11 protein-coding genes and 2 tRNA genes are annotated in these 17510 nt (G+C 68.1%); 8 read left to right on the top strand and 5 right to left on the bottom strand.

The features are described from left to right. Positions 1-53: 53 nt before the first annotated feature. The 8 genes from NOV65_RS06795 (at position 54) to NOV65_RS06760 (ending at position 9065) form a co-directional block, all read left to right on the top strand. Entirely contained in the window at positions 54-3059 is a 3006-nt protein-coding gene (locus NOV65_RS06795) for a lantibiotic dehydratase (RefSeq protein WP_257305314.1), read from the top strand. A gap of 173 nt (positions 3060-3232) precedes the next feature. Continuing rightward, positions 3233-3409, top strand: coding sequence for a DUF3606 domain-containing protein (locus NOV65_RS06790; protein WP_257305313.1), 177 nt, complete (start codon positions 3233-3235; stop codon positions 3407-3409). A 438-nt stretch (positions 3410-3847) separates the two neighbouring features. Next, positions 3848-4930, top strand: a complete 1083-nt coding sequence (locus tag NOV65_RS06785) for a 3-oxoacyl-ACP synthase III family protein (protein ID WP_257305312.1) — start codon at positions 3848-3850, stop codon at positions 4928-4930. Between the two features lie 51 nt (positions 4931-4981). Further along, positions 4982-5491, top strand: coding sequence for a MarR family winged helix-turn-helix transcriptional regulator (locus NOV65_RS06780; protein ID WP_257305310.1), 510 nt, complete (start codon positions 4982-4984; stop codon positions 5489-5491). Further along, a complete protein-coding gene (locus tag NOV65_RS06775) occupies positions 5484-7319 on the top strand; it encodes a chloride channel protein (protein ID WP_257305309.1) in 1836 nt (611 codons plus the stop codon). The genes NOV65_RS06780 and NOV65_RS06775 overlap by 8 nt, the downstream gene beginning before the upstream one ends. A 6-nt stretch (positions 7320-7325) precedes the next feature. Continuing rightward, positions 7326-7634, top strand: a complete 309-nt coding sequence (locus NOV65_RS06770) for a hypothetical protein (protein WP_257305307.1) — start codon at positions 7326-7328, stop codon at positions 7632-7634. Positions 7635-7638: 4 nt separating this feature from the next. Next, a complete protein-coding gene (locus tag NOV65_RS06765) occupies positions 7639-8691 on the top strand; it encodes a hypothetical protein (protein ID WP_257305306.1) in 1053 nt (350 codons plus the stop codon). Positions 8692-8729: 38 nt separating this feature from the next. Continuing rightward, positions 8730-9065 carry a cupin domain-containing protein gene (locus NOV65_RS06760; RefSeq protein ID WP_257305305.1) on the top strand — a complete coding sequence of 112 codons (336 nt, stop codon included), beginning with the start codon at positions 8730-8732 and terminating at the stop codon, positions 9063-9065. 304 nt (positions 9066-9369) lie between these two features. Here the strand turns inward: NOV65_RS06760 and NOV65_RS06755 are convergent, their stop codons facing one another. The 5 genes from NOV65_RS06755 to NOV65_RS06735 all read right to left on the bottom strand — a co-directional run bounded on the left by NOV65_RS06755 (position 9370) and on the right by NOV65_RS06735 (position 17412). Then, positions 9370-12477, bottom strand: coding sequence for a UvrD-helicase domain-containing protein (locus NOV65_RS06755; protein ID WP_257305304.1), 3108 nt, complete (start codon positions 12475-12477; stop codon positions 9370-9372). 1 nt (position 12478) lies between these two features. Beyond that, on the bottom strand, positions 12479-15430 hold the full coding sequence (locus tag NOV65_RS06750; RefSeq protein WP_257305303.1) for a PD-(D/E)XK nuclease family protein: 2952 nt from the start codon (positions 15428-15430) through the stop codon (positions 12479-12481). Positions 15431-15837: 407 nt separating this feature from the next. Further along, positions 15838-15912 (bottom strand) — tRNA-Glu (locus tag NOV65_RS06745). 13 nt (positions 15913-15925) lie between these two features. Next, positions 15926-16000, bottom strand: a tRNA-Lys gene (locus NOV65_RS06740). Positions 16001-16104: 104 nt separating this feature from the next. Next, a complete protein-coding gene (locus NOV65_RS06735; protein ID WP_257305302.1) occupies positions 16105-17412 on the bottom strand; it encodes an adenylosuccinate synthase in 1308 nt (435 codons plus the stop codon). Between the last annotated feature and the right edge of the window lie 98 nt (positions 17413-17510).

Raw genomic sequence — 17510 nt, 5'->3', positions numbered from 1 at the left:
ACGCCGGCGGGGCAGGGCCCACCGAGCTCCATCTGGAAGGCAACCGGGAGGCCATGCGCCAAACCCTTCGCGAACTGGCCAGCGGCGCGGCCGTGCGGGAGGCCCTGGCCCTGGCTTCTCCGGATCTTGCCGCGCGGCTGGAGGCTTGGCTGGCCGGCACCCTGGAGGGAACCGCGGCCCGCAACATGGAACAGGCCTTGCTAAGGTACCTCAGCCGCATGAGCAGTCGCGCGACGCCCTTCGGCCTGTTCGCCGGCGTATCCCTTGGAACCTGGGGGTCTGCGAGCCGCCTCGAGCTGGCTCCGTGGCGGGCCAGCCGCAAGGCCGTGCGGCTGGACTGGGGTGTCCTGGAAGCCCTCGTCGACCGCCTGGAGCGGGCCCCCGAGGTGCGCGCCAAGGTCCGGTACCGCCCCAATTCGAGCCTGCACGCCCTGGGCGGTTGGTACCGCTACCTCGAACACCGGGATCAGGCCGAAGGCGGACGGACGTACCACCTGGAGGCCGTGGAGGCCACGCCCCACCTCGCATTCGTGCTCCTGCAGGCGCAGGCGGGCGCCCCCCTGGAGGACCTGACGCAGCGTCTCGCCGAACACATGCAGGTGGATCCGGTCGAAGCCCGGGCTTTCCTCGATCAGGTCATCGAGGCCCAGGTGCTCTGCGGCGAGCTCCATCCGCCTCTGACCAGCCCCGCTCCGGTCGGCCAGGTGGTGGCCTTCCTCCGGGCCCATCCGGTCACGGCTCCCGGCGCCGAGTTGCTGGCCGAGCCGCTGACCGCGCTGGTGGCGGAGTTGGAGGCCCTGCAGGCGATGGCCCCCGGGTCCCATCCGGCCGGCTATCCCAGCCAGCTGGCCGCGCTGGCGGAGTTGGAGGTGCCGCCCGGAACCCGCGATGTCCTCCAGGTGGACCTCCACCGTCCTGCGCCAGATCTGCGCCTGTCGCCCCGGGTGCGCCGGGCCCTGGAGGAAGGGGCCGAAACGCTGCGCCTGTTGAGCCCGCCCCGGCTTGAAGGCCCACTGGACCGGTTCCGGGCCGCCTTCGAGGAGCGCTATGGCGCCCGGTGGCTGCCGCTGCTCGAGGTCCTGGATGAGGAAAGCGGCATCGGCTTCGACGGAGCGCCACCCCTGGAAGGGACTCTGCTGGAGGGCCTGCCCCTGCAGCCCTCGGCGCCTCCCCAACCACTTGCCCAGCGCGACCGCTTCCTCCTCGCCCAGCTGCCCCGGTGGCAGGAGACGCTGACCTGGGACCTGACGGATGCCGATGTGGAGGCCCTCGCCAACCCGGAGCCGCAGCCCTTTCCGGCCTCCTTTGCCGCCCTGACCAGCCTGGCGGCCGCCAGTCCCGCCGCCCTGGACCGCGGCGAGTTCCAGTTCTGGATGGAGCACCATTCGGGCCCCACGGCCGCGCGGTGGCTGGGGCGGTTCGCCTCCGGGGATCCCGACCTGGAGAACGCCCTCCGCAGCCACCTCCGGAAAGAGGAGACACTGCGCCCCGAGGCCGTCTTCGCCGAAGTGGTCCACGTGCCCGAAGGCCGGATGGGCAATGTTCTGGCTCGGCCCTCCCTGCGGGACTACGAGATCCCGTTCCTCGCCACGGCGGGTGTGCCGGAGGAGCAGACCCTCCGGCCTGCGGAGCTCCGCTTGACCGTGCGAGGCGGGCGCGTGCTGCTCGCTTCCGCTCGGCTGGGGCGGGAGGTCGTCCCCCGCCTGGCCTCGGCGCACAACTTTACCCGCGGGCCCGTGGTCTACCGGTTCCTGGCGCACCTGCAGGACCAGGACGGCCGCTCCGGCGGGTGGTCCTGGGGGGCCCTGGCGGGTCAGCCGTTCCTGCCGCGCGTCACGCGCGGACGCCATGTGCTCAGCAAGGCGCGCTGGCGGATCGAAGCTGGGGAACTGAAGGCGGCGTTGGCAGCGTCCCGCGCGGGGGCCTGGGGCGCCTTCCAGGCCCTGCGGGAACAGCTGCGTCTGCCCCGGTTCGTCACCCTCACCGATGCCGACAACAGCCTGCTGGTGGACCTGGACCAGGTGCTCTGGGTGGAGACGCTGCATCACCTAGTGGCCCAGCGCTCCGCCTTCACCCTCACGGAATGCTTCCCGGCGCCTGAGCAGGCCCTGGTCACCGCGCCGGAAGGGCGGTTCGCCCACGAGCTGGTCATCCCCTTCGAGGGAATCGCACCGCCTCGGCCCAGGGCGCGCGCCCTCCCCGCGCTTGCCGACGTTCCCGTGCCGCGGGCCTACCCGCCGGGTTCGGAGTGGCTCTACCTCAAGCTCTACTGCGGGCCGACCAGTGCGGATCGGCTCCTGATGGAACTGACTCCCCTCCTCCGCACGACGCAAACCCAGGGGCTCTGGGACCGCTGGCACTTCATCCGGTATCGCGATCCCGCCCCTCACCTCCGGCTCCGCTTCCACGGCCGGCCCGATCGGCTCCTCGCGGAGCTGCTGCCCCTCCTCCACCAGCACCTGGAGCCTTACCGGGCCGCGGGGCTGCTCTGGAAATGGCAGGTGGATACCTTCGAACCGGAATTCGAGCGCTACGGCGGATCTACCGGGTTCGCCCTGGCCGAGGCGTGGTTCTGGGCCGACAGCGAACAAACCCTGACCCGCCTCGTGAACGGCCTGACGCCGGAGGAGCGCTGGCGGGCGGGCCTCCGCGCGGTGGATGCGATCTGGGCGGCCCTCGGCCTGGACGCGCGCGCGCGCAAGGAGTTGGCCCAGGCCACCCGGGACAGCTTCCGGAAGGAATTCGGCGATGCCGGGCCGCTGAGCGCGCAGATGGGAGCGACCTTCAGGAACCTGCGGAAGGAGCTGGAGACGGGGTTCCCCCTGTCTCTGGGCTCGCCCTGCGCCCCTGAACTCGGCGGCCTGTCCCGGTTGCGGGCCGCCTTCGACCAGGGCCTGCTGCAGGAGGACCTGGATCGCCTCGCCGGCAGCCTGGCGCACATGCACCTCAACCGCCTGCTGCGGACGAACCACCGGGAAAACGAATGGGTGCTGATGGAGTTTCTGACCCGCCTGTATGACTCCCACCTCGCGCGGGTGTCTGGACAGCCGACAACCTAGTTCGGCCAGGGGCCACAAGGGATCGTCGGCCGGGGAAGCATCCGTTCAGGGGGGAAAACCTACCGTTCGGCCGGGGTTCGCACCGCCGCCACGAGCCACTGCTAGGATCCGCTGCATGGAGGGTTCCTATGGAGGACCGCGCGATCGTTCCACGCTCATTCCTAGGAGGTTTTGTGCCGGAAAACCTGGAGGCCCGAGGATCAGAGGAACAGGAATGGATCAACGTCCACGAGCCGTACGAGCTGCGGGACTGGGCCATCTACTTCAGCGTCTCCAGAATGAAGATCGCCGAAGCCGTCATGGCCGTCGGTCCCATGGTCGGGGATGTGAAGCGCTATCTGGGGAAATGAACCGAGGGGGAAGCCAGGAGACCGAACCGGCCTGGTGATCGGCCCCAAGGCACGACCCGCCCCGGACGGGGCGCTGACGCCAGGTTGGACCCGCGTTATTCGTTCATGACGGCGAAGCTGGGCGAGGTGGATCCCTCCTCCCAAGCGCCCTGCAGGCCTCGGGAAGGAACAGCCAGCCCTGTGGTGGCTGTGGAGAAGGCCTCGGTGCTCCGCAACCGCGCTGAGGGTCTTTTCTTTGTGAGGGGGCTTCGGCAGCCTCCTGGGATCTTCCCGGACCCGCACCTCCCCTGGCTGGGACGGATCCAACCCCTCGGAGGCACCGGATTCGCCGGTCCACTTGGAGCAGAGGGGAAAACAGCTCCAGAAGAAATATGGAAGTGAACGGAAGTAGACTGGTTACATCCGGCATGCAGGGCTCGATCGCCGCAGGGGGAACGGATGGCTCAGGTACGCAGCGTCATCACGGGCACAGGCAGCTGCATTCCCCTGCGCCATGTCCCGAATGACGCGTTTCTGGAGCATGCCTTCTTCGAAGGCGAAGGGCGGCCCTATCCCGCCGGCGAGACGGCGCGGATGGTGGCGAAATTCCAGGAGATCACCGAGATCGCCGAGCGGCGCTACGTCTCGGCGGATCGCGTCGCCTCGGATCTGGCCCTCGAGGCCGCAGAGCAGGCCCTGGCCGCGGCCGCCATCGACCCGGAGACCCTGGATTACGTCATCGTGGCCCACAACTTCGGCGACGTGACCGCGGGCAGCCGGCAATCCGACCTGGTCCCCACCCTGGCTGCGCGGGTCAAGGCGAGGCTGCGCATCGCCAACCCCTTCTGCGTCGCCTACGACCTGCCCTTCGGCTGCCCAGGCTGGCTCCAGGCCGTCATCCAGGCCGACTACTTCCTGCGCTCGGGGGACGCGAAGCGGGCCCTGGTGATCGGTGCCGAGACCCTCTCCCGCGTGTCCGATCCCTGCGACCGGGACAGCCTGATCTACGCGGACGGCGCCGGGGCCGTGGTGCTGGAGGCCCAGGCCCATGACGAACCCGTGGGCATCCTCGCGCATGCGACGCGGTCCGACACCCTCGACCACGTCGGGCTGCTGCGGATGGGCCGCTCCTTCGACCTCGACCGCGGCGATGGCCAGCTCTACATCAAGATGCAGGGACGGAAGCTCTACGAGTACGCGATCGCCACCGTGCCGGGCCTGGTGCGCCTGAGCCTCGAGCGGGCGGGCCTCTCCCTGGAGCACGTGGACAAGGTGCTGATCCACCAGGCCAACGGGAAGATGGACGAGGCCATCCTCAAGCGGCTCTTCCGGCTGTACGGCATCGCGGAGCTGCCCAAGGGGATCATGCCCATGACCGTTTCCTGGCTGGGCAACAGCTCCGTGGCCACCGTGCCCACCCTGCTCGACCTGGTGATGAGGGGCCAGCTGGAAGGCCACACCCTGCGCAGCGGCAATCATGTGGTGTTCGCCTCCGTCGGCGCGGGTATGAGCATCAACGCCATGGTCTACCGCTGCCCCTGAGCACCGCGGGGTTGCCTGGAGCTCCGCGGGAGTGCTAGTGTAATCATTCGTATGGGATCCCAATCAAATTCCCCAAGCCATGACCAGACCACCCGCCGGATCCTCCAGGCGCTGCGCGCCGTTGTCCGGGACCTCCGCCTGGCGTCGGTGTCCTGCGAGAAGCAGTTCGGGTTGAGTGCGGCGCAACTGTTTGTCCTCCAGACCCTCCAGGACCACCCGGGCATGAGCCTGGGCGAGATTGCCGAACGGACCGCCACGGACCAGAGCTCCGTCTCGGTGGTGGTCCGCAAACTCCAGGAGAAGAAGCTCGTGCAGAAAGAGGTCTCCAGCGAGGACGGCCGCAGGCTCGAGATCCGTCTGACGCCGGCCGGGCTGCGCCTGGTGAAAGCGGCGCCGCCGGCGGTGCAGGAATTGCTGATCCAGCGCATCGCGAACCTGGGCGCCAGCGAGCGGTCGCAGCTCGCGGAGCTGCTGGAGCGGTTCGCGCCGCCAGGCCCCGAGGGCCTTCCGATGTTTTTCGAGGAACCCAGCGGACAGGGCAAAGGAGGCACCCGTGGCTGATGTGGACTCACCCTATGGGCTCTCAGGGGATGGTCTGCCGGTGGCGCCCAGCCTGGAACCCACCCTGAAGAACGCCCGGATCCCACCCGTGCTGGCGGTCATGGATGGCCGTGTCGCCTTCATCGGCCTCCTCGCCACCGCGCTCGGCGTGGTGGCGGGCTACCTGGCCGAAGTGCTCATCCGGCTCATCGGACTCGTCACCAACCTCGCGTACTACCACCGCTGGTCGACGGGCTTCGCGTCCCCCGCCGGGCACCACCTGGGCTGGCCGGTGATCTTCATCCCCGCCGCGGGCGGGATCCTCGTCGGCCTCATGGCCCGGTACGGCTCGCAGGCCATCCGGGGGCACGGCATCCCCGAGGCGATGGAGCAGGTGCTGCTCAATGAGAGCCGGATTCCTGCGCGCCTCACCCTGCTCAAGCCGATATCCGCGGCCATCGCTATCGGCACAGGCGGGCCGTTCGGCGCGGAAGGCCCCATCATCGCCACCGGCGGTGCGCTCGGCTCGCTCCTGGGGCAGGTGCTTTCAACCACCGCGCTGGAACGCAAGACGCTGCTGGCGGCGGGTGCGGCGGCCGGCATGGCCGCGACCTTCGGCTCTCCCGTGTCCGCGGTGCTCCTGGCGGTGGAGCTGCTGCTGTTCGAGCTGCGTCCCCGGTCCATCATCCCGGTGGCGCTGGCCAGCGTGGCGGCGACGGGTGTCCGGTTCTCCATCGTGGGCATCAAGCCGGTCTTCCCGATGCCCCTGCTGTCGACCCCCAACGGGCTCTCCCTGGCGCTCTACATCGCCATCGGCGCCCTGGTGGGCGTGGCGTCGGTGTACGTGACCCGAGCCGTCTACTGGATCGAGGATGCCTTCGAGCATCTGCCGATCCATTGGATGTGGTGGCCCGCCCTCGGGGGCCTCGCCGTCGGTGGGATCGGGTATTTCGTCCCGCGCACCATGGGCGTGGGCTACGACAACATCCAGGCCATCCTGTCCGCCAACCTGCTCGGCACCGGCCTCCTGGTGCTGTGCCTGGCCAAGTTCCTCTCTTGGTCCATCGCCCTGGGCAGCGGCACGTCCGGAGGAACCCTCGCCCCGCTGTTCACCATCGGCGGCGCGCTGGGCGCCTTGGTGGGCGGCCTCCTCACGCTGGCGCTCCCCAAGGTCGGCGTGGATCCCAGAATCTGCGCGCTGGTCGGCATGGCCGCGATTTTCGCGGGAGCCTCCCGCGCGATGCTGGCCTCGGCCGTGTTCGCCTTCGAGATCACCTTGCAGCCCCTGGGCCTGCTGCCGCTGCTGGGGGGCTGCTCGGCGGCCTACCTGATTTCCGCCCTGCTGATGAAGCACAGCATCATGACGGAGAAGCTGGCCCGACGCGGCGTCCGGGTTCCGGAAGAATATTCCGCGGACTTCCTCGACCAGATCCTGGTGAAGGAGGCCGCCTCGAAGCAGGTCGTGACGCTGGGCGCGGGCCAGAGCCTCGGGGAGGCCCGGACGTGGATCGAGGCCGGGGCCGATGGAGCCACCCATCACGGGTTTCCCGTGGTGGATGAGAAGGGGCTCGTGATCGGGGTCCTCACGCGGCGGGATCTGCTCGAAGCGCCGCACGCCCCCGAATCGGCCCTCCGCGACCTCATCCACCGGGACCTGGCGGTGGTCTTCGAGGGGAATTCCCTCCGGGAAGCAGCCAACCACATGGTGCGGGAGGGCGTGGGCCGCCTCCCGGTCCTGGGGGAAGACTCGAGCCTGGTGGGCATCCTGACGCGAAGCGACTTGCTGGAAGCCCATGCCACCAGGCTGAAGTCCTCAGAGGTGGCCCAACGCACGTTCCAGACACCCTAGGTCCCGATGAGTCACTGGTTCACCAAAAACCTTGGCGATGCCCTGTTGGCCGAAGCGCCGTTGGAACAGCTCAAAGCGCAGTTCGAGTCGGCCTTTGAACAGGCGCATCGTCCGACTGACATGGCGGCCTACATTCGCCACGAATCGGAAGGCCGTCTGCATTGCGAGGTCAAAGTCTACTTCTCCCCGGCGGCCGCTCCGGTGGCGAGGCTGGTCGGGGCAGTCCTGTGCCCACGGCCATCGCCAGACGGTCTCGGTTTCCTGGTGGGCTCCGAGGAGGCCTGGTCGCAGCTCTTCCCGGGCTCCCGCGGTTGATGGCATGGCTGACCACGGCCTGGTTCCCCTCCCGACTACCACCCGCACCTTGGACAGCCTGACTCTCTTGCTGCACGAGGCCGCGGATCGCCTCCAGCGCCAGGGCCTGGGCCCGTACCAGCGCATCCGGACCCTGCGCGGCCTGTACTACGGCACCGCCCATAGCCTCGACTTCGAGCGCCGCGGCAGCCGCCTGCGCAACTGGGGATTCAATCTCTACCTGCAGGCCGCGCCGCCGGCCGACCCCACGTCGGTGCTGGGGCCCGCCCTGGCGCGTGCCCTGAAGGATTCGGCGGTGGTGTGGCACCGGGATCGCTGGGTGGATGTCGGCCATATCCTGGTGGGCCTGGAGGCCCGCACCCGTCTCACCGTCTCCCGCCTGCCCCTGTGGGGTCAGGGCGGCACCGGCCTGGAGCTGGGCACCTGGCTGGGTGATCTGGGCGGCGCGGCGGGCCTGCTGGTGCTCCGTCGCCTGGAGGATCCGGCCGCTCGGGCCGTGCCCCTGCTGTTTTCGGAGCAGACCTACGATCTACGGCCGAACCTGGAAGGCGACGTGGCGGGCTACCTGGTGGCCCGGAACCCGGCCGCCGGGGATCGCCTGTCGAGGGTGCAGGCCCCGTCCTTCGTGAGCGTGGCCCGGGCCCTGGAGGACTACGCCCGGGAACCGGACTGGGCCGACCGCTGGGCCCGCTTCGCCCGCCTGCTGGGCGCGCCGCCGGGGCTGCGAGCCGGGAGCCTTCTGCGCCGCCAGGAACTGCTGGCCCGGGTCCGGCGTCAGACCCTCCGCTTCGCGGCCTGCTACCTGCTCTACCGCCTGCGGCACCTGGGCCGCCTGTCCCGGGCCACCCTCTTCGAAGCCTCCCGCCATGTCGAAGGCGCCGCCACCGAACTCGCCGAATTGTTCCTGGCGGTGCTGGAGCAGGGCCTGGGGCAGGGCCCAGAGCAGAACTTGGTCCCGGCCGCGGCCCGCGATCTGCCCGATCTGCCGGCCAGCCCGCCGCGGCCGCCCGGGGGCCTGCTGGCCCTGGGCACCCTGGGCAGTCGCGTGTGGGGCTGATCCGGCCCCTTGCGGGCCCAAGGCCTTATCCTGAAACCATGCGCATCCATTCCCTCCAGGAAGTCCCCGTCGTGCCCCTGGGCTCAGGCACGGCCATTCAAAAGCACATGCTCGTGGGCGCCGGCGTGGTGCCGCAGGTCCGGCAATTCGTCCGGGCCTGTTTCCAGGCAGGACAGGTGGCGCCCGCCCACGCCCATCCGGACATGACCGAACTGTTCTACATCGAAGCCGGAGCAGGCACCCTCACCGTCGATGGCGTGTCCCACCCCCTCCAACCCGGCGTGTCCTTCGTCATAGAGCCCGGAGAACACCACGAGATCGCCAGCGCCGCAGACTCGGAACTGGTGGTGGTGTACGTTTCCATCCAGATCTGAGGGCGTAGGGTGCTGGAGGGCGATCCGGAAATAAACCTGATGGCTCATGTGTTCTTTCGGCACATCCGGAATGAACCTCCCCTCGATCGCCTTTCGCCTGACGTATTGGTGGATGGGCAATTCACCTGATCAAGACGGCTCCCGAAGTTTTATGCAGCCAATCACTCAACCAGTCCCGGCCTCCTCAATTGCGGCTGCTGATTAGCTACAGTAAAGCCGCTGATTTTCAGGCGCCTCTGCTGCTACGGCAAACCAGATTTGAGCCCGTATGACCGCGGTGGATCCACCGTGGTAGGAGCCGTTGCTAATCCAGATGGACCCAAGCGCTACCACGAAGCGGCACAAGCCAGGAGGTCACGGGCACCCTCTCCCGTTCCGCCAGAACTGCAGAGTACCGATGGAGTTGGTCCCGGTAGGCCGCAAGCTCCTCCTCTCCAAAGGCTTTTGAGTGCTTGAAGTCCAGGAGGTGGATGCAGCCCTCTCCCCAGACGACGAGGTCCGCGCGTCCAAGCCCACCACTGCTGGCCGCTCCGGCGAGGGGCAATTCCGTTCGGCGACGGAGGTGGCGCCACCCCTTGGCCTCGAATTGCTCCAGGAAGCGAAGGGCATTCTCACGGGCGTGGGCGACGGGCGGGGCGGTGTCGAGGCAGGCCTGGAAGGCTTCCGGATCCTCCCAACGCACCAGCAGATCACGAAGGAAGGCGTGCATGGCTTCCCCCTCCTGCCGGGCCTTGCTGCGGGTGTCGCCGGGAAGGTCGTCATGGGCATCGACAGGCAGGGTGGTGTCGACCAAGGCCATTCTCGCGGGCGGTGGGTTCAGTGTGAGGGTGACCCGTGTCGGCAGGGGCACGGGTGTCGGTGCATCCGTCAGCGCTTTCCAGCCCGGGTGAGTGCTGGCCAGGACCTGCCCCCACTTCGCCCAGGTCTTGAACTCGCTGGGGGGCTTGGGCTCCTTGGGGTCCTTGGGCTCTTGCAGCAGCACGCAGAGGCGCCCCTTGGCCCGGGTGAGCGCCACATAGAGCAGATTGAGTTCGTCGCGCTTCTGTTTGGACTCCACCAGGGGCTTGAGGTCGTCATAGGCGCGCCCGGTGAATTTGCCCAGCTTCCAGGCGAGCAGCAGCTCGCCGGTCTCGGCGTGGGTGCGCAGGTCACCCTTCCGGAAACTGCGCGGGTTCACATTCAGCAGGGGCAGGATGACGTCGTCGTACTCCAGTCCTTTGCTCCCGTGAGCCGTCTGGATGAGGAGGTCCGCGTCTTCCACGGAGGCGGGCAGGTCGCCCCGCTCCAGGCCATTCCGCTCGTCATCAAGCAGGGCGTAGGCCACGGAGGGACTGGCAGGCAGGTCCTTCAACTTGGCGAGCAGTCCGGCCAGGTTGCGCCGTGCTCGCAGGGGCTCCAGCGTACCGTGCACCTCCAGGGCTGCAATGGCCTGAAGTACGGCTCCCTGTCGCAGCAGGCGACCTGCGATGGTCTGGGTGGAGGCTTGCCGAAGGTCGAGGAGGAAGTGGGCGGTGTCCTGGTGAGCTTCTGGTAGCCGCTCAGGATCCAATTGACCAAGACCTAGCAGTCCCGGCCGGTTGTCGCTGCCTCGGGCCAGCGCCGCCATCTCGGCATCGGTCAGGCCCACCACCTGGCGCAGCAATGCTGCACAGGGAATGGGGCGTTCGGGGTGGGCCACGGCCTCCAGGACCGCCAGGATGAGCCGCACGCCGGGGCTGTCCCAGAACCCCTCCTTGGCCACCACGTAGGGCTGGATTCCTTTGGCCTTGAGGCGCTGGAGGAGGCCCGGCAGGCGGGTGCGCTGCTTGAGCAGGAGCGCACGAGTGTGGTTGCCGGTCTTAGCCGGAGCGCCGAGGGACTCAGTCCAGCCGGACTCCCGGGAGAGGCCCGAGATCCAATCCGACAGTGCTGGAAGGTCGCCCGACGTCGATGGTGCAGGTGTGCGGACCAACCCCACTGGAGGCCCCGATGGGGCAACGGGTACCTGGGCACCATCAAGGTCGCCGATCGTGGGATCCAACTGGGGCCAGACCTGGTCCACGTAGGTATTGGCCAAGGTCACGATCTCGGGTGTGGAGCGGAAGTTGGAAGCGAGGCGGAAGGCGCCCTCTCCCGCAGCGGTCAGCCGGTCCCGCAGCAGGTCGGGATCACCGCCACGGAAGCCGTAGATGGCCTGCTTCACGTCGCCCACACGCACCATGCGCTCGGCGCCGAGGGCCTCCAGGAAGGCATCCTGGACTTTGGAGGTGTCCTGGTACTCGTCCACCAGAAGCAGCTTGGGCGCAGGGGTCTCCAGTCCATGGGCCTTGAGGCTGTCCAAGGCCTTGCGGACCAGATCGCCAAAAGTGGCCAACCCTTGGGCCTGCTTCTCCACCTCGAAGCGCTGCAGCGCGTTCACCAGCAGGCAGCGCAGCCAGGCTTCCAGCGCGCTGGCCACCGGCTTGAGGGTTGCCATCGCGTCACAGAAGGCGTCGGAGTAGTAGGCAGGGGGCGGGTTTGAAACGCGCCCGCTCTGGGCCTGGGCCCAGCGGAGGTTCGCCTGCAGATCGGCGCTGTCGAGGGGAACCGGGAGGAGGTTCTCCTTCTTGAAGTTGTGGAGGCCCTTGCCGCTGGGGTGCTTGGCCAGCTCTTCATCCGCCGCGAAGGGCGCGAGAGCGGTCCGGGCTTCAGCCAGGGCAAGGGTCAGAGCGTCGCGATAGTAGCTGGGGTCTTCACCCTTCAAATGTCCAAGGGCATCGAGGTGGTTGTCGAAGCCCTGGGACAAGGCCTCCCAGTTCTGCTCGGCCCAGGCGAGCAGCATTCGGGCGGGCACTTCATCGGCATGGCCGGAGGGCAGGGTCAGGGACTCGCGCACCGTCAGCCGCAGCAGCCGCAGCAGGGAGGGATGACGCACATCGAGGATGGTGTCGCTGCTGCCCTCACCCTTGCTCAGCACGCGCATGGCCAGGCTGTGGATGGTGGACACCTGAAGCAGCTCGGCTTCCCGCCTCACGCGGCGCCAGAAGGCACGGGCCTTCGCGGGTGACGCAAGCCAGGGTGCACTCACCCAGTGAGCGGCGGCCTGTGCCACCTCACCGGCGGACTTCTTCAGGTGCTGAATGGCAGGCAGGTTCTTGAGGATGGCTTCGAGGTCCGTGGCCACAGGCGCTTCGAGGTGGGGCAGCAGCACCCGCCAGGCGGCCTCATCCAGGGCGGACAGCAGGTCCAGGGGGCAGAGCAGCCGCTCGCGCAGATCCGCCGCTGAAGTCTCGCTGAAGGTGGTGGCCAGGATCTCCCAGGGGCGGATATCTCCCCGCCCCAGCCGGGCCGTGACCAGCACCGTGAGGGTGAAGGTCTTCCCGGATCCTGCGCTGGCGCTCACCACCAACGACTGATCGAGGATGTGGGGATCGCTCAGGTCGAGGGTGCGCATGTCAGTCCCCCTCCCCATCTGTCTCGACGGTCACGTCCACTGGGCGCCCGCAGAGGGCCGCCAACTGACACTGGCTGCAATGCTCGCCGGGAGTCGGCGGGAAATTCCCCGACTCCAGCCGTGCGTCAAAACGGGCGAGGTTCGTAAGCAGTCGCTGACGCCAGGCTCCGTCGGGTCCAGCTTCGGCAAGCGTGGCCAAGTGTTTGGTGAAGGGCTTTGGCTCATCCTCCTTCAGGGGAAACAGTACCGCCGTGGCCCGTTCGCCCGGGTAGACCCGCTCCGCGAGGAGCATGTAGAGCGGGGTCTGGAGGTGGGACCCGAAAGGCACATCGTCCTCGGCGTAGGCCTTGAGATACGTCTCCTTCGAGGTCTTGTAGTCCACCACCCGCAGGAAGGAGAGGCCGTCACTGATCCAGCGCTCGATGCGATCCACCTTGCCGCTGACAGTGAGCGAGTGGCCGTCGCCCAAATCTAGTGCAACTGGACCCAGGCTGCCCTCGAGGGCCAGGAGGGTTCGCCGCCAGGTCTCCGGTGGGGGCGCTGCGGCCTTCTTGGCCTTCGGCGCGGATAGACGTGTCGGGTCGAGCAACGCGAGTTCCCCCTTGTCGGGGGCCTCGGCTTGGACATCCCGCAGCAGGGCCGCGGCCAAGTTCGGCAGCAGGGACTCCAGGCGCAGCACGGCCTGGGGCCACTGCTCCTGCGGGATGTGGCGGTCCAGTTCCTTCAGCCACTGATCCTGGTGATCCAGCCAGAGGGTTTGCAAGTGGGGGATGAGGTCATCGGCTCCGGCCTCGGGACCCAGGCCCAGTGCCGTCTGGAAGGCGGCAGGCCAATCCTCCACACCCACGAAGGGTGCCAGGGCCTCCTCCATGATGTGGTGGACGAGGATGCCCACGGCCATGGACATCCGGGTGCGCGTATCGAAGGTCTGCAAGCCCCACACTCGCTCAGCGAAAGAACGGAAGGGGCATTTGGCGAGGCCTTCGAGCGCCGTGGGGCTGGCGCTGTCCTGTCCTTTGAGCCAGGCGGCGCGGAGTCCCGGCGCCAAGTCGAAGTTGGGCGCTTCCGCCAGCAGCGCCTCGCTGGCCGGGCGAGCCTGGGCGGCGATGGCCCGGGCCTGGTGGTGAGGTGACTGATCGTGGCCTTCCCAGCGCCAGCGCAGGCGGCTGTGCAGCTCGGCTTCAGGACGCCACAGGGCCGCGCCTTCCAGCGCCGTCCAGAAGGGCCCCTGGGACGTCATGCGGCCGTCCTCATCCTGTGCGGGGCTGAGCACCACCAGGCGCTCGCGGGTCATGGCCAGCACCTTGTTGAAGGCGTAAGCCTCCCGTTGGAAGGCGCGGGGAATCTGGTCGCCGTGTTCGCTGCGAGGCAGCCAGAACCGCTGCAGGGCAGGGGGGAACGTCGCCATCGGCTCCGTCTGGCTCCAGGTGAGCAGCGCGCGGTTGATGGCGGCCTTGAGGTCGCCGTCCAGGTCGGGGTTCTCGGCGGGGCGGCTGGGCCAAGCACCTTCGGAGAGATCAAGGATCAGCGTGGCGCGGGCGCCATTCCAGTCGTCGAGGATGGTGCCGGGGGTCACCAAGCGCAGGCCCTCGACGGCTCGTGGGATCTCGCTGCTGCGCGCCGCATCGAGGAAAGCTTCCAGCGCCAGGAGCATGTCGGCGAAGGTCCAGGTCTCGTTGCCCCAGGCTTCCTTGAGCAGGCCCAGCGGGGAGTAGAAATCGTCGGGATCCATGGGCAACCGCAGGGTGGTGGCCAGGGATTCCAGTCGCTCGGCCCACCGGTGGGCCGTCTGGGTGGTGTTCTTCAGCGCTGCCAGTTCCTGCCAGATGCCCAGTGCGTAGTCCTTCACGCGGTCCCGCAGGTGCATGAAGCTGCCTTCGAACGCGAGGGTCCCACTCTGGTCGGCAAGGGCCAAAGCATCCGCCCAGTGGCGCAGGTCGTCGCGCCTTGATGCGCGGAGCCCGGCGGACACGGCACAGGGATCCAGTCGCTGCACGCCCACGAGCAGGGTCCAAAGTGGACTCCAGGCTTCGCTGGCGAGGAGTGGGACCAATCCACCGCGCACATGGAGCGCCACGCCTTCTTCCGCCAGCAGGGGCGCGAGGAAGGCCGCCACGGTCTGAGGCTCGGGATGAATGAGGGTGATCTCAGATGGGGGAATACCGGCGTCCAGCCAGACGCAGACTTGCTCGATGGCATGGCGCAGCAAGTCGAGGGGGCCTTCGACGAGCCCCCGTTGGAAGGTGTCTGCATGGCCCTTCAGGTCCAGGGGCCCTTCGAACAGGGACTCCAGGGCAGGCGACCAGGGGGCCGTTCCCCAGCCCTCCGGCTCGGAGAGGTCGAGGTCGTTAGGAAGTCTGTCGCCGTGGGCTTCGAGCCCATCGAGGAACCACGCGACCAGCGGCTGAGCGCTGCCGAATAGGCCAGAGGACTCGCCTCCCTTCTGGGCGGCCAACCTGACCATGGCTCCGCCCAGTCCCGGCACGCAGGCCAGAGCCCGCAGGCGCGTGGGCACAAGGTCACGGAGCCCGGCCTCAAGCGGCCCATCGGCTTCGGTCCGCTCGATCCAGAGTCCCCGCTTCCCGGCCAGTTCCTGGTCTACGGCCTGCCAGAGGGCCAGGTCCGGCTCCAGGTAGCCACCCGCTTCCACCTCCTTGAGATAGGCCTCCATGTGAGCGAGCACGCTGGCCAAGCTGTGGGCGGCCTTGGGCTGGCCGAGGTCCAGCCCATGTGCCTGCAAGTGCCGCAGGGTGGCCGGAAGTAGACCCTGCGCCAGCAGCTCTCGACAGGCCTGGGCGCGTGCCTTCAGCGCCTCCAGGCTGGGACCCGCTGTGCGTCCCTGGGCCTTGGCCAGCCTCCGCGCCACCCGCAGGTGCAGCATGAGGCTGACGGCACCCGACACGGGCGGTCGGGGGTCGTTCAGCAGCACGCCATCAAAGGGGTCGTAGCTCATGCAGGCATCTCAAGGACAGACTTGGTTCCAGACCATCCTGCCACACCGGTTTGGACAGAAATTGTCCGTGGATTCCTCGAGGCTTCCCCGCTCTGGGAAGGGACCATCCGAGGAGGTCAACCTCCGGAAGACAATCGAGGCAGGCGTAGTTTGTTGGATTCACAGCAGAAAACACGGTGGCGGCGACGCTCGAGACAGTCGGGCCGTTGATGTAGACCAGCCTGCGAATGCGATCTGCGATCCGACCCCAAGGCGCCTTGTTGATGGGCGGGTTTCATGAACCTGCCGAGCTCTGAGAGCGCCAATTTTTCCGCTCTTGGGAGCGTTTTTGGGAGCGTTTAAAATATTTGCAGGATTTTGAGCCGGGTATATACAATTAGAGCCTAGATTTCTCTAGGCTCTTTTGCTGGTAGGGCTAACGGGATTTGAACCCGTGTTACCGCCGTGAAAGGGCGGTGTCCTGACCCCTAGACGATAGCCCCATGGGGTGGAACTTGGTGGGCCCTGCGGGATTTGAACCCGCGGCCAACGGCTTAAAAGGCCGCTGCTCTACCGCTGAGCTAAGGGCCCTTGCCGGTGGTTCCAGGCCCGCGTGCCCTCGAGCGCGCGGTGCACGCGAGCGTGCGATGCCTGAATGGGCAGGACGATCAGTGTGCCCGTGAAGGGCGTTTTGGTCAAGCCAGCAGCGGCTCGAGGAAGGTGCCGGGATAGATGCAGCCCTCCTGGCGATCGGGGCCGGTGCTCAGGTAGGCGATGGGCACTTCGACGCTTTCGACCAGGGCTTCGAGGTAGGCGTGGGCTTCGGCGGGAAGCTCGCCGTGCCTGGTGACGCCGCGGGTGCTGGCCCAGCCTTTGAACATCTTCACCTCGGGCTTCAGCTCCTTCCAGTCGGCGGCGCAGCTGGGGAGCTTGGTGGTGAGGGTGCCTTCGCCGGTGCGGTAGCCCACGATGAGGCCCACCTCGTCCAGGCCGTCCAGCACGTCGAGCTTCATGATGGCCAAGCCATCCACGCCGTTGGTGCGGCAGGCGTGGGCGGTGATGGGGGCGTCGAACCAGCCGCAGCGGCGGGGCCGGCCGGTGGTGGTGCCGAATTCCTTGCCCACTTGCCGCAGGCGCTCGCCGATGGCGTCGTGCATCTCGGCGGGGAAGGGGCCGGAACCGACGCGGGTGGTGTAGGCCTTGGCGATGCCGAGGATCTTGTCGAGGGCCTTGGGGGACAGGCCGGTGCCAGTGAAGAGGCCGCCCAGGCTGCAGTTGCTGGAGGTGACGAAGGGGTAGGTGCCGTGGTCGATGTCGAGCAGGGCAGCCTGGGCGCCTTCGAAGAGGATGCGGTCGCCGCGCTCCCAGGCGGTCACGAGGTGGGTCTGGGTGTCGCCGATGAAGGGCAGGAGGGGCTTGGCCGTGCGGAGCAGGCCTTCGACGATGGCGTCCAGGGTGGGCAGGTCGGCCGCCCCGGCGCCCAGGCGCAGGCGGACCTCCTCGTAGCCGTGGCCAATCCGCTCGGCCAGGGTGTCGGGGTGGAGCAGGTCGCCCAGGCGCACGCCCATGCGGCCGGCCTTCATTTCGTAGGCGGGGCCGATGCCGCGGCCCGTGGTGCCGATCTTGTTGGCGCCGCCTTCGCGCCAGAGATCGAGCGCGATGTGGTGGGGCAGGATGATATGGGCCCGGTCGGACAGCATCAGCCGGCCGGTCAGGTCGAAGCCCCGGGCCTTCAGGCGGTCCAGCTCCTGCTGGAAGACATCCAGGTTGAGGACGACGCCATTGCCCACCACCAGGAAGCAGCCGGGGTGGAGGGCGCCACTGGGCACCTGATGCAGTGCGATGCTCTGGCCGTCGACCACGACGGTGTGGCCGGCGTTGTTGCCGCCCTGGAAACGCACCACCTGATGGAAATGCGGGCTGAGGAGATCGACGACCTTGCCTTTGCCCTCGTCGCCCCACTGGAGCCCCAGGATCGCCAGATTGGTCCTAACCAGGCTCATGTCGCCCTCCCAGCCCTCCAGTCTACCGTTGCGGGGGGGATCTGTCCCGGGTGGAGGCTGCCTTCCGTCCCGGGTTCCGGCTCGGTTCTGTCCCAGCC

The sequence above is a fragment of the Geothrix campi genome (genome assembly GCF_024609265.1).
GTDB lineage: Bacteria > Acidobacteriota > Holophagae > Holophagales > Holophagaceae > Geothrix > Geothrix campi.
This window is presented reverse-complemented; position numbering and strand designations above follow the sequence as displayed.